We start from the raw sequence: 14,013 nt of genomic DNA, 5'->3' as shown, positions 1-14,013 counted from the left end.
TTCTCCTTGTATTTAATAATCAACTTTAAAATAAGGGGCATCACAAGGATGATCCAACAGTTGTTTAAGCTCTTCATCCAGTTTTATAACTGAAATAGACATACCAACCATATCCATTGACGTAACATAATTACCAACTAATGATTTATAAATTTTGATGCCTTTTTCTGCTAATAAAAGATGAGCTTTTCGATAACAAATATATTGATCCATCAACGCTAGACCACCGAGTCCATTGATGAGCAACTCAATTTCATCACCCGATGTTAGTTTAGAATCAGCTAAAATATGATCGATTAATTGGCTAACCACAATATCTGCCTTTTCTAGTTTAGTTCTTTCGATCCCTGGTTCGCCATGAATACCCATACCAACTTCCATATCACCATCATGCATTTCAAAAATTGGTTCTCCTGTAACCGGAAGTGTTGATGAAGATAATGCCACCCCTATTGAATAGGTATTAGTATTGGCTTTTTGGGTAAGTGCCTTCACTTTATCTAAATCATAACCTTTCGCAGCGGCACTACCGGCAACTTTAAAAACAAATACATTTCCAGCAACACCGCGGCGATCTTTAATATTTTCTGATGAATAAATATCATCTGTTGTAGTTACTGTTTCAACGCGAATACCATCTTCAGCAGCAAGTTCTGCGCCCATATCAAAGTTCATTACATCGCCTGCATAATTTCCATAAACAAAAAGGCATCCCTTACCCGCATCGACTGCTTTTACGGCTTCATAACAATATTCTGGTGATGGCGAGGTATTTACATTCCCTACGGCCGCAGCATCAGCAAAATCTTTACCAACATAGCCTAAAAAAGCTGGTTCATGACCTGAGCCACCACCAACGATAATTCTTACTCTTGGTTCTGAGCTCATTTTTTTACTCACAATTACTCGATTACAATCTTTATTGAGCTCCACATAATCACTGTGTGCTAAACAGTAACCTTCTAACAGCTCTTCAACCACATCATAACCATCATTAATTAATCTTTTCATTGTGTTACTCCTTACTATCCTTCAAATCTTTATCTTTTACTTAAGAAACAAGAAAAAGTGACAAAACATATCCACCTACAATACCTGCGCTAACCGCAGCAACGATATTTTTAACTGATTTACGCTTACTGCCACCGGTTAATGCTGAAGCAACCCAAACACCAACACCTGCGGCTAACCCCTGATCTACCCAAACAGTACCACTTTGAGTAATCATAGGTGTTGCTATACCATGATTGATACACCATACTGTACCGACAATAAATGCCGCGGCCATCCACCCACCGATTGGCCCCCAATTATCAACCATTCGTCCCCAAGCCATTCGAATAACAAATGGGAAAATAAAACCACCGATTAACGTTGCAATAGCTAATTGTATTGTCATAATCATTCACTCCTTAATCCTAGATTGAACTCTTTTTTTGAAAAATTTTAATTCTTTTAGCGCGTAAAATTTTCTCTTTGGCTTCTTTTAATTTTTCAAAATCAGAACGTCTAAGTCCTGGCTCTCTAGGATTTTCATTAACAAACTCTTTTTTCTTGGCCATGTCTTTTTCAATAAATGCTGCAGTGATTCCACCTAAAGCAGCGCCACAACCAACTAATAAAATTGTCGGTAAAGAGGTTGAAAAAGCATCACCTCCCTGAATAAAGGTATCTCTCATAATTCCGCAGACAGCAATCGCTAATCCCATATCAACGAAAGCAGCATCATCTTCGTTACCGGTTAAATTAATGTAATGATTCATATACCACATTGGCCCAATAATGATTACCGCCGCAAGATAACCACCAAAAATGCCATAAGTGCCTAATTGTGACCAAACAGCCATTACTATCATGCCCGCGATACAATAACCAACAAAACTTCGAAAAAATTTCATATCCATTCTCTCTCTAAATATTTTGTAACTCAGCTAAAATACCTTCTACATCGTTATCAACCATAGCTTGAATTGATGCAACAAAAGCACCTTCAACTAATGGTGCATCCACTAATGTGACTTTACTTTTTAATTCTTCATCTTCAATAAGATCAATTGCGGTTTCTGTACTTAAAATTGCACTACCAATATCTGCAAAAATAAGAATATTTTTATGTTGGTTTGATTTTTTGATAATGTTATAAATCGCGACAGAGTCTGTTCCTAAACGACCATCTTGTGTACCTCCAGCTGAAAAGATTTTCACATCCCCTGTTGAATCAACCATTTCCTCAATCATCTCTTTTAACCCATCGGTTATCTTCTTGCTATGAGACACTAATATAATACTGATCATAAAACCTCCGAACAAATGTTTCATTATTTATCTTTTGTTCAATTATAGTCAATAAATTTACTCCGAAAATGGTTTTATGATAATTTTGTGACTAAGATCTAAATATTTATCGTTGAATACTTATTTTGTTTTGATCAAGTCGGGATGAATAAAATGTTATATAAGTATAAGAAAATTGATTAATTGAAATAACAATAGAAAAATATAAATGAATAAGCGGATTTAAAAAGAGTATGCAATGATCATAAGAACAACAAAAAAACAAAAGATTAAACAGTTGTACAAATCATACTGTTATTAAATTAGAATTTCTTAATTTTTGAGTCTCAAAAACCCCGTTCCTCAATTTTTTTGCATAATAAAAAAATTTGAAACTGATTAATTAATCTTTCAGGATAAATATCATATAATTTCTATAAAAATTATATGGATATGTGATCAGTTATTATATTTTAAACGTCTAAACAATTAACTGGATGTGATATATATCTTGTTATTTAAAATTATATTTTCTAAATAAAGCTGTAAATTTTTTTAATTTGGAAATATTCAAAGATAAAAATTGTGTTTTAGAAAGGTTCAAATAAAATAGATTCTGATTTATCATACAATTTTATAAGAATCATATTTATTATTGTTAATAATAATTTTGAAAAATAGCTTTGTAAGCTATAGTCTCATCAAGTAGCTAAAATACAAGATACCTGATGAGTTTTAAATATTAGAAATTAATTTCTGTACCAACAAAGTAACGACGACCTTCTAATGTTTTACCGAAGTCATCGTTAGAAACATCTCTATCAAATAAGTTATAAACGCCACCATAAATTTTAGCATTTTGATTTATTTGGAAAGATGCACCCACATCCCAGAAAGTATAACCTGGATATTCAATTTTTTTGCCACTACGATCCGTAGTTGTTTCCACGCCGTAATAGGCAACTTTAGTCCATAAATCCAATTGTTGGGTTAGATTCCAATCAAGCTGGGTATTGAATTTTTGCTTAGGTGTACGATTTAAAGGTTTACCTTTATTTTTACCAGTTTTTTGTTCTGTCTTAGTCCAAGAATAGTTAGAGCTTAGCAAGAAATCAGTAAATAATGGGGTTTTAAATGATAGCTCTAAACCTTTAAGATCAGCTTTATCTACATTTTCACGACCTTGAACAAAGTCAAATTTTTCTCGATAACCATTGATTTGGCAATTTCTTGATCCAGCACTGCCACGGCAAATATAATAAGATTGGATTTTATCCTTATATTTGGTATAAAAAGCTGTTGCAGAAGCATCAATACCATATTCATTAGTATAACCAACACCAATTTCAAATGAATTCGTTTTTTCAGGTTTTAGATCAGGATTACCCATTATCATTCCCTTATTACCAGTTCCAGATCCACCTGTAACTTGTCCCCAATCTGAGACAACTTGACGTAGTTGCGGTGTAGCAAATCCAGTTGAATAACCACCTTTTAAAGTAAAGTTCTCATCAATATTCCAGACACTATAAACTCTTGGATTCCAGTTTCTACCATAATTTTCATCTTTGTTATAACGCAAACCAGCCGTTATACTCCAGTTATCAAAAATACTTATTTCATCCTCAGCAAATAATGCATAACTCCAACGATCAATTTTTGTTAGAGTTTTGTTTAACTGATTACCTTTATCATGAAGTTCTTGATAAGTATATGCTCCACCAGCAGTTAACATATTAATCGAGAAAGGAATTGTCATACGTGAGTCAACGTTAGTATTACGAATTTTCATTTTTCTTTCTGGATTATTATTACCTTCATGAGAAATAAAGGATGTCGTTGATACATCGCCAAATAAACCATTATGCGTTAAAGCAAAAGAGTTGCGGCGGTTATCTCTATTGAAATCACCGCGATTAACTGGTCTTGTTTTACCACCTGAAGCATTACTGTTTTGTAAAGAGCGGCCAAAATCAAGATCAAATGTCTGAGTATCTGTAGCATTAAGTGATAATTTACCATTCAAGCTGCGTAATTTCTGTCCAGAATGACCATTTAAAAACTCATCTTCATGACGATTTGTGTATTGGCCATATAATTGAATACCGAGAATATCGTCAATAATTGGTCCCATCGTTGAAAAACTACCTACATAGGTATTTTTCTCATCAGAACGATAAGGCACAATTGATTCAACCCTTAAACCACCGTGCCATTTGTTGGACACTTTTTTAGTAATGATATTAACTACCCCACCCATAGCATCTGAACCATATAGAGAAGACATAGGTCCACGGACAACCTCTATACGCTCAATAATGGTTAATGGAGGTAACCAGCCTTGCTCGAAACCAGAATTATCACTATTTGGTCTAGTTTCACGAGTACTAACTTTTTTTCCATCAATTAATAATAATGTATATTTAGCATCCATACCACGAATACTAATATCGGTCGAATCGCCGCCACCAGTTATTGTGACACCAGGAATGTCTTTCAGAGCATCGGTAACATCACGATAAGGTTTTTTGCTAATTTCTTCCGGCGTGATCACCGAAATTGTTGCTGGAGCTTCCTTAATTTGTTGAGAAAATCCTGATGCTGTCACCACCATAGTATCAGTATTTTTATCATCAGCTGCCATGGCTAAACCAGATAATGATAATAAAATACTTGTATTTAAGACATGTGTAACCAACTTAAACTTTGTACTCATTGATATAACCCTATTAATTATATTGATATTTTGCAAAGCAACCCGCAGGCAACAATATATCATATGAGAATAATTATCAATATCTTTACTGAAAATTATTTATTACTAGACAATTATAATACCTTAAACAATAATAGTTATCATTTGCATCAAACATATAGGAACTAATTATGAATACCAAAAAAAAACTATTATTGAGTACTTTAGCAGCATTAATGTTAGGTTTGACTGGTTGTCAATCATCAATTACAGTAAATCCAGACAATAAACAATCAGTTGTTGTGCCAAAATCACCTAATAAAATTGTGGTGATGAATTATGGTGCTTTAGATACTTTAGATGCATTAGGTAAAGGTTCGATTGTTATAGGAACACCTCTTTCTGTTCTTCCTTCTTATCTTGAACAATACAAGAGTACAAGAATCACCGATACAGGTAACATGAAAGAACCAAACATTGATGCAATCAAACAAGCTAAGCCACAACTTATCATCATTGATGGTCGTCAAGCGAGTCGAACTGAACAATTATCTAAAATTGCACCGGTAATTAATTTAAGTGTTGATGCAAAAAATTACCTTGAATCAACCAAAAACCATATCAATGTTTTAGCAAATATTACAGGTACAGAAGAAAAAGCTAGAAATTTAATTCAATCACTTGATGTAAAAGTTACTAATGCTCAAGCTGTTGCTAAAGCAAGTCATAAAAAAGCAATTGTAGCTATTCATAATGACGGTAAAATGATTCTAATTAATGGAAGTTCAAGCGCAGCATTAATTCATGATGTGTTAAAAGTAAAACGTGCTGTACCATTAGCCCCAAAACCCACAAATGGTAAACCGAAACCAACCTTTATTGATAACAGTTATATCAGTAGAGTTAAACCAGATATTATTTATGTAGTTGATAGAAGTAAAGCCATCGGTCAATCAGCAATGAAAAATAGTTACTTTAATCCAACATTGTTAGCTAAAAGCAAAACTGAAGTTATCTATTTAACACCAGATCTTTGGTATTTATCAGGTGGCGGCGCTGAAAGTCTAGATAGACAAATAGATGAAGTAATAAATGCATTAAAATAACCTCTTTTATCCTAAATTAACTTCCTATTAAATTCAAGCCTTTATTCATATAAAGGCTTCTTTAATTTGATTAAATCGATATTAACTACAACTGACTAAAAATTTTTATTTCGATCAATTTAAATGTGTTAAAATGCTCATCCATTGTCTTAATCTAAATTGATAGACCGTTAGATTCTCGATAAATACCTCAATAAATTTTGAAATTACTAAAATTACTATGAATATGTCATTCCCTACTATTGGATTTGTGAGCCTTGGTTGTCCTAAAAATCTAGTTGACTCTGAGCGAATTTTAACTGAACTGCGTACTCAAGGTTATCAAGTTGTACCGAATTATGACAATGCTGATTTAGTTATTGTTAATACTTGTGGCTTTATTGATAGTGCGGTGCAAGAATCATTAGAAGCCATCGGTGAAGCGCTAACCGAAAATGGTAAAGTGATTGTGACCGGTTGTCTTGGTGCGAAAAAGGATCAAATTCGAAATGTTCATCCTAAAGTCCTTGAGATATCAGGACCACATAGTTACGAAGTAGTACTTGAACATGTTAATAAATATGCACCTAAACCTAACTATAATCCATTTACTAGCCTAGTGCCACAACAAGGGGTTAAATTAACCCCGAAACATTATGCTTATTTAAAAATATCTGAAGGTTGTAACCACAGTTGTACATTTTGTATCATCCCTTCTTTACGAGGAGAAATGGTTAGTCGCCCTATCGGTAATGTACTTGATGAGGCAAAACGTTTGGTTGATAGTGGTGTGAAAGAGCTTTTGGTTATTGCTCAAGATACTTCTGCTTATGGTATAGATATAAACAATCGCACCAACTTTTGGAATGGTATGCCGTTAAAAACTGATATTCATACCCTTTGTGAACAGTTATCTACTCTTGGAATATGGGTACGACTACATTATATGTATCCTTATCCTAGTGTCGACAATTTGATTCCATTAATGGCTGATGGAAAAATCTTACCTTATTTAGATGTTCCATTACAGCATGCCAGCCCTACCGTTTTAAAATCAATGAAACGTCCTGGTTCAATTGAAAGAACTTTGGAACGAATTCATCATTGGCGTGAAATTTGCCCGGAAATTACTTTGCGTTCAACCTTTATTGTTGGTTATCCGGGCGAAACTGAGCAAGATTTTGAGTTATTACTCGACTTTTTAGAAAAAGCGCAATTAGATCGCGTAGGTTGCTTCCCTTATAGTCCTATTGAAGGTGCAGCGGCAAATCAATTAGCAGATCAGATACCAGAAGCGATAAAACAAGAACGCTTCCATCGTTTTATGCAATTACAACAAACGATTTCGACCCAAAAACTACAAAATAAAATTGGTAAAACATTATCTGTTTTGATTGATGAAGTGGATAAAGAAGGTGCTATCGGACGAAGCATGGCCGACGCGCCAGAAATAGATGGTGTTGTCTACTTGAATGAAGAGGAAAATGTTAAAGTCGGCGATATTGTTCAAGTCAACATTGAACATTCAGATGAATATGATTTATGGGGTACTGTAATACAGTAAATATTTCCAATGAAGCTACATTATCGATATGAAATAAAAAACCTAATCACGTTAGCTATACCGGTCATGATTGCCCAAATATCACAAACAGCAATCACGTTTGTCGATACCATTATGGCGGGTAATTACAGCAAAACTGCTCTTTCGGGGGTAGCCATTGCTGTATCAATTTGGTTGCCTACTGTTTTGTTTGGTCAAGGATTATTAACGGTTTTAACCCCTATAATCTCTAACTTAAATGGTGCGGCCAAACGTGAACAAGTAGCCGAACAGACTCGTCAAGGGGTGGTGATTGCATTAATTTTATCCATCATTATGATGCTAGTTTTGTACAATTCCGACAAAATAATTAGTCTAAGAAGCTCAACTGATCATCCTATCGATCCAGAAATGGTTGATGTAGCCGTTTCATTCTTACGCGCAATTATGTGGGGAGTACCTGCCTTCTTATTATTTTTGGTTTATCGTAATCAATGCGAAGGTTTATCTAATACCAAACCGGCTATGGTTATTATATTCATTGCATTACTAGCCAATATTCCGATTAACTATGTGCTAATTTATGGCAAATTAGGATTGCCAGCTTTTGGTGGTGTGGGATGTGGTATAACCGCAGCAATAATTTTCTGGCTGATGTTTGGCTTAATCCGAATATATACTTTAACTGCAGCTAGTCAGCGCGATATTCGTAAAACACCAGTAACAAAACTCATTGATTTCGCTATCATCAAGAAAATAGTTGTGCTAGGTACCCCTCTTGCATTAGCCTATTTTTTTGAAATGAGCTTGTTTGCAGTGGTCGCGTTACTTATTGCGCCACTTGGCCAAATAACCGTCGCTGCACACCAAATTATCTTTACAATTAGCAGTTTAACTTTTGCCATACCATTATCGTTAGGTGTTGCAACCAGTATCCGTGTCGGTTACTTATTAGGTAAAAATGAGCCGATATTAGCCAAACAAACTGCTTATATAAGCTTAGCAATATCGTTTATGATAGCCGTCGTAATCGCATTAACTTTGGTCATTTTCAGATCACCAATTATTACCATCTTTACCCATGAGATTGATGTTATAGCTATTTGCCTACAACTTATTATTTTACTTGCCATCTATCAAGCATCAGATTATTTGCAAGTCGTAGCAAGTAATGTATTACGTGGTTATAAAGATACTAAAAGCATCTTTTTTATTACCCTAATTTCTTATTGGGGAGTGGGATTACCGGTTGGATATATCTTAGGATTAACCGATCTTGTTATGAAGCCAATTGGCGCAGCTGGTTTTTGGATAGGAATTATATTAGGACTAGCTGTAGCCGCCTTCTTACTTATTACTAGAATGGTCTACATTCAAAAACTACCGCAAGATATGATATTAAAAATAGCCTCAAGATAATAAAAGGTCAAAAGGCTTCGCCAAACTTATTGGCATTATAAGTTTGGCGATTATCTTATTTAAGAAACATTAATATTTAACTTATATTTTTTAATATAATTAAAATTATAAATGTTAAATATCTCTAATAATTACAATTCAAAACAAATATCATCACCAACATTTAATTCGGGAAAAGCAGCTGGTTCAACTTCTATTGCACCAGGCAAAATGCCATCATCATTTTGTTTAAAATAGATAGAAATATGCCCTAATTCTTCAAAGTTTTTATTTGCTTCGCTACCAACTTGTTTAATGATATATTTATGTTTACCTAACATAAATTCTTTACCCTCAACCAATGTTTGATTAGGTTTTTTACAAAATTCATGTATCACACAAATTTCACGTAAATCAGGTGTTGCCATTGGACCAAATAAAATAATCACTTTTTCTTCTTTGAATTCTGAAACAATAGAACCAATTTCAGTAATGGTACTCTTTGCCATAATTAATCCTTTTAATATTTAATACATTCCAAAACTCATTACCCATGCAACAACCACAGCTAATATTCCGGTTAGCATACGGCTATATAGTACTGCTGGTACGCCAAACTGAACGGTTTTAGGTTTGGCTTCTCCTAAAGACAAGCCAACCGGAATAAAGTCACATCCAGCCTGCGCATTAATCGCAAATAACGCAGGTAGTGCATAAGCAACAGGTATTGCACCAATTGCAATTTGTGAACCAATCAAGACCCCAATAACTTGAGCAATAACCGCTCCTGGTCCAAGGATTGGGGATAGAAATGGTAAGCTACAAATGAACGCAATTACCATCATCCCCCATATTGAACCAGCTAAAGGTGACAAGGTGGTAGCGATAATATGACCGATACCGGTGTAATTAATAATACCTATAAGCATGCTGATAAATGCCATAAAAGGAATAATATTTTTAATTAACATATCCGTCGAATCACGACCAGCTTGATAAAAGATTCCCATTGCTTTACCAATACCTCGGGATAATTTAATCAATAAGCCTTCTTTTTGATTTTGACGATATTCACTCTTTATTTGTGCGTATTTTTCTTTGAATTTTTCGCGATCCAAAACTGGATCTTCAGCCGTTTGTGTTTGCTGTTGTTCATTCTGCGCAGATGCTGTTGATTGTTCATTATGATCTTCTAATAGTTTTATGTTTTGCGGTTTAACGCCTGAAACAAAAACATATTCAGTAATATGTTTTGCTAAAGGACCCGTTGGTGCTGATGGAATAACATCAATAGTAGGAATTTTTTTCATTGGATAAACACCAATTCTAGCTGTTCCACCACAATCAATAATTGCGCACAGAATTTCATTTTCGGGAATGGCATTTTTAAAACCATCTACCGCTTCACCGCCGGAGAGTTCAGCAATTTTTTGCGCAACTGGATGAATACCACCGCCAGTCACAGACAGTATCTTATGTTTTTCTGCCGTTGGGGTTAAAGAAAAACCTGCTCCCCAGCCACCTTGGCCTCTCTCGATAAAAATTGTTTTATACATAACATCACTCTCCTACAGTTTTTCTTTACGTATCAAGAATCTGGTGATCATTTCAGTGATAACACCACGCATTAAAATAATGATAATGCCCGCCAAAAAGTAGCGTACTGAAAGACTTGAAATGTTATAACCAGCATCCATCACACCATTGGCAATTCCTAGAAATACAAATAACTCACCGGCATTGGCATAAGGGAACAAACCGGTAACAGGGTGCAAAAATGAGACTACCGAATCATAAAAAGCCGGTTTTTGTTCTTCTTTAACAAAACGACCAAAAGTATAAGCCATTGGGTTAGTCAACATTAAAACAGATAGTATTGGCATTAAACTGTAACGCAGTAACCTATTTTTAGCAGAAAATTGGATAGCTTTGGTGACTCGTTGTTCACCAATAAAAGCGATTAAAGAATAAGTAAATGTTAATAACACAATCAATAGCGGCACGATGCCAGTCATAAATCCGACAAAAACTTGTCCGCCAGCCTGAAATAACCCAATAAAATGGGTTCCAAACCACTCAATATAGTCCATTATTATCTCCTTTGAATTAGTTTTTAATGTGTTGATAAGTTAAATCACCCAGAAATTTGGTTTGCCATTTTTATCATTGCTCTTTCTTCCAGCGAGAGTTTTCTCGTTTGACTTTCTTCCTTTAAGTTAATCAAAATTTGTGACAGATGATGTCCATAGAATCTTGGTAACGGTTTAAATTTGGCAAAGACTGATTTTCCTTTCAAAAGTTGGCATTCTTTAACCATTTGGTTTTCATCGATTACCATAACTACAATCGCAGTTGCGCCTAACCATTTACGCTCAATAGATGAATAAAGTCGATGATGTTTAGAATGCAAATATTGTTGTGTGATGTTGTACATATATCTCTGATAATAGTTAATTTGCATTAAACTCAATATAGACTGCGAGACCAAAATAACACTGGCGATAATGACAATATTCATGTTTTTACCTCCGATAACAACAATTTAACTCATTGCGTTAACCACTGCTGACTCCTATCATTCAGCAGTGGTTATATTTTTAACCGAAGACTTCATCTTGAAGTTTGCGTAATTGCCAAACTGTGGTTGTTTCATCTAAAACAACATCATCTTCAGTTAAAAACTTACCATTTGGTATATCTCGTTTAGCAACGACATTACCGCTGATAAGCCCAATAGGAATATTTTGGTTTTTCCGCATATCCGCATGAGTTTCAATTACCCCTCGAACACAAAAACCACCGATGCCATCGAGTTTTTCACCACACTTAATATTCTTTTTAGCAACAGCAACCGTTTCAGAGACAGGAGCTCCGCAAGGAACAATAGCGGTATCGTGATTTAAAATGGCCTTAGCAATGATTAGCGGTGTTTCAAGACTAGCTAAGTGGAAAGGACGATATAAAATATGATGATCTCTATCACCTTTTTTCATTAAGTAATTTAATTCATTACTCACATTAGGATTTTGTCCTTTAACAATGACAAAAATACCCGGCGCTAAACCATCAACATATTCAACCACGCCAAATTTATTAAGAACGCCGCCATTTTCTTTAAGGTTTAAATCTTGAAGGACCGAATCCAAGTCACCTTTAACACCATGCATGCCCACGACATCTGGGATAAATCCCATAGCATTAGAAAGTAAATTCATTTCTGCCATTGTTTTTGTACCATCTTGGAATGCGGCTAACATGTGAGATGACATATGCTTTGAATCAGCTTCAGCTTGAGCTGTATCAGGGTTTGCTTCGATTTTTAATTTATTATTTTTACCTTTACCAACGACTAAAACTTCCATGCCCATTGATTTAGCAAATTCATACATCTCAAGTGTTGCTGCTGGCTCATCGCCATCGGAACCGCTATAGATTAGATCGGCAGCACTAAATAGTTTGTGCATCAAAGGACCTATTGTGATATCAATTTCAACATTAAGCAGAACTAGATGCTTTTTGGCTAATAATGTTTCTAAGGCAATTTTTGCCCCTACTTCCGGTACTCCTGTAGCATCGACGATAATTTCAACCGCTTTTGCTTGAATAACTTCTTTAAAGTTTTTAGAAACCAAAATATCATTTTTTTTATTTGCACTCGCTTTATAGTCTTTTGCGGCTTGCTGTGCAGCTGTTAAATTGATATCACTAATTCCTGTTACACACATTCCCGGAATGGTGGCTATTTGCGCTATCATTCCTGTTCCCATTTGACCGGCACCGATAACCCCTACTCTAATTGGGTTGTCATTTTTTTCCCTTTGTAACAATTGTTTATAGATGGTAATTTTTGTTTTCTCCTTATGAAAATCAATATTAAATAGATTTAATATCTATTTATCATAAAGATAACATAACAAACTTTAACCACAATTAATAAAATATCATTATGTGACTTTTGTCACATTAAATAACATTTGTCTGTTACGTTTAAATTTTGGCTATAAAAAAGCCTCTTTATAAAAATAAAGAGGCTTACTAACTAAAATTTAAATATTAAATTCGTTAAAGAGTGGTATTTAAAATATATTCAGCCATTTTGTCAGTCATCACGACAATATCAATAATGTTAGAATTTAAAGCCGCCACCACCGCTTTTTCTTTATTTTCACCTGATACGATGGCAACCACGGTTGGAATTTCACGTAAATCAGTTAAACTTAAACCTATAATTCTCTGATTCATCGGGCTGTTAGCTTCTTCGCCGTCAGAAGTATAAAAGCGTGAATTACAATCGCCGACGACATCGTAATAACGAAACTCCTCAAGATCTTTGCTATTAATATAGCCAATCTCTTGCATAGTACTGTTATGATAAGGATTAGCAATACCGACGATGGCCATATCAACAGTTTTACCTTCATTAAGAACTTCATTTATATATTTATTTTTAGATAAATCTAATTTCATGGTTTGATCTTCCACTAACGCCGGTGCATAAAGATATTTACAGGTACACTGCATTTTTTTCTTAAGATCATAACAAATTTGATTAGAGTGCAAGTCAACTTCTTCTGTCCCCATACCACCAATTAAGGGGACAATAACTAGCTCTTTATGCGTAATATAAGGAAATTCATTAACAAATTTTCTAATTGTTTTTCCCCATGAAATACCTAATTTATTAACTTTCAAAATTCGTTTATTCAGTGCATAAGCAGCCTTTTTGGCTAACCAATTAGAGGATTCTTCATAAGACAGATCATGGGTTGCAACAACAATCGCTTCTTCGAGTTTAAATTTAGATTCAAGTTTTTGCTCTAATTCAACGGTATATGCAGTTTCATCTTTAATAAAAATCTCAACAATACCTAAATCTTTAGCATCCTGTAATTTTTTAGAAATTATTGACCTTGAAATACCTATCTTTTGAGCTATTTGAGCTTGAGTCCAACCATACTGGTAATACCAAGTCGCAATTTTGACTAAATCTCGCTTTTCTTCCCATCTCATAAATCACT

The 14,013-nt window shown here is 34.5% G+C and carries 14 protein-coding genes; 3 read left to right on the top strand and 11 right to left on the bottom strand.

Annotated features, from left to right (window positions below; translation table 11 throughout):
* Nucleotides 1–12: 12 nt before the first annotated feature.
* From AC5LXI_RS07185 to AC5LXI_RS07165, 5 genes are all read right to left on the bottom strand, one after another.
* Nucleotides 13–1,011 (bottom strand): dihydroxyacetone kinase subunit DhaK, encoded by a 999-nt coding sequence (locus AC5LXI_RS07185; RefSeq protein ID WP_493444174.1) that lies wholly within the window; start codon nt 1,009–1,011, stop codon nt 13–15.
* Nucleotides 1,012–1,051: 40 nt separating this feature from the next.
* Nucleotides 1,052–1,399 (bottom strand): Lin0368 family putative glycerol transporter subunit, encoded by a 348-nt coding sequence (locus AC5LXI_RS07180; protein ID WP_110423750.1) that lies wholly within the window; start codon nt 1,397–1,399, stop codon nt 1,052–1,054.
* 19 nt (nt 1,400–1,418) lie between these two features.
* A complete protein-coding gene (locus AC5LXI_RS07175) occupies nt 1,419–1,898 on the bottom strand; it encodes a Lin0368 family putative glycerol transporter subunit (protein WP_493444173.1) in 480 nt (159 codons plus the stop codon).
* Nucleotides 1,899–1,911: 13 nt separating this feature from the next.
* Entirely contained in the window at nt 1,912–2,295 is a 384-nt protein-coding gene (dhaM, locus tag AC5LXI_RS07170; RefSeq protein WP_493444172.1) for a dihydroxyacetone kinase phosphoryl donor subunit DhaM, read from the bottom strand.
* 721 nt (nt 2,296–3,016) lie between these two features.
* A complete protein-coding gene (locus AC5LXI_RS07165) occupies nt 3,017–4,990 on the bottom strand; it encodes a TonB-dependent receptor domain-containing protein (protein ID WP_493444171.1) in 1,974 nt (657 codons plus the stop codon).
* A 170-nt stretch (nt 4,991–5,160) separates the two neighbouring features.
* On the opposite strand from AC5LXI_RS07165, the gene AC5LXI_RS07160 reads away from it, so the two are divergent.
* The 3 genes from AC5LXI_RS07160 to AC5LXI_RS07150 all read left to right on the top strand — a co-directional run bounded on the left by AC5LXI_RS07160 (nt 5,161) and on the right by AC5LXI_RS07150 (nt 9,016).
* Complete coding sequence (locus AC5LXI_RS07160) at nt 5,161–6,075, top strand: siderophore ABC transporter substrate-binding protein (protein ID WP_493444170.1); 915 nt, start codon at nt 5,161–5,163, stop codon at nt 6,073–6,075.
* Between the two features lie 226 nt (nt 6,076–6,301).
* Entirely contained in the window at nt 6,302–7,618 is a 1,317-nt protein-coding gene (gene rimO / locus AC5LXI_RS07155) for a 30S ribosomal protein S12 methylthiotransferase RimO (protein WP_493444273.1), read from the top strand.
* A gap of 9 nt (nt 7,619–7,627) precedes the next feature.
* On the top strand, nt 7,628–9,016 hold the full coding sequence (locus tag AC5LXI_RS07150; protein WP_493444169.1) for an MATE family efflux transporter: 1,389 nt from the start codon (nt 7,628–7,630) through the stop codon (nt 9,014–9,016).
* A 131-nt stretch (nt 9,017–9,147) separates the two neighbouring features.
* Here AC5LXI_RS07150 and AC5LXI_RS07145 read toward each other — a convergent pair whose 3' ends face one another.
* From AC5LXI_RS07145 to AC5LXI_RS07120, 6 genes are all read right to left on the bottom strand, one after another.
* Nucleotides 9,148–9,504: a PTS glucitol/sorbitol transporter subunit IIA gene (locus AC5LXI_RS07145; protein ID WP_493444168.1), complete on the bottom strand. Its 357-nt coding sequence runs from the start codon at nt 9,502–9,504 to the stop codon at nt 9,148–9,150.
* Between the two features lie 18 nt (nt 9,505–9,522).
* Nucleotides 9,523–10,551, bottom strand: a complete 1,029-nt coding sequence (gene srlE / locus AC5LXI_RS07140; RefSeq protein ID WP_493444167.1) for a PTS glucitol/sorbitol transporter subunit IIB — start codon at nt 10,549–10,551, stop codon at nt 9,523–9,525.
* A gap of 12 nt (nt 10,552–10,563) precedes the next feature.
* Nucleotides 10,564–11,085: a PTS glucitol/sorbitol transporter subunit IIC gene (srlA, locus tag AC5LXI_RS07135; RefSeq protein ID WP_493444166.1), complete on the bottom strand. Its 522-nt coding sequence runs from the start codon at nt 11,083–11,085 to the stop codon at nt 10,564–10,566.
* A gap of 44 nt (nt 11,086–11,129) precedes the next feature.
* Entirely contained in the window at nt 11,130–11,513 is a 384-nt protein-coding gene (locus AC5LXI_RS07130) for a transcriptional regulator GutM (RefSeq protein ID WP_493444165.1), read from the bottom strand.
* A gap of 79 nt (nt 11,514–11,592) precedes the next feature.
* The gene (locus AC5LXI_RS07125; RefSeq protein WP_493444272.1) at nt 11,593–12,840 is read right to left on the bottom strand and encodes an NAD(P)H-dependent oxidoreductase; all 1,248 of its coding nucleotides are present in this window, start codon (nt 12,838–12,840) and stop codon (nt 11,593–11,595) included.
* Between the two features lie 217 nt (nt 12,841–13,057).
* On the bottom strand, nt 13,058–14,005 hold the full coding sequence (locus AC5LXI_RS07120; RefSeq protein WP_493444164.1) for a sugar-binding transcriptional regulator: 948 nt from the start codon (nt 14,003–14,005) through the stop codon (nt 13,058–13,060).
* Nucleotides 14,006–14,013: the final 8 nt, after the last annotated feature.

The organism is Gilliamella sp. LMG 34361 (genome assembly GCF_984569075.1).
This window is presented reverse-complemented; position numbering and strand designations above follow the sequence as displayed.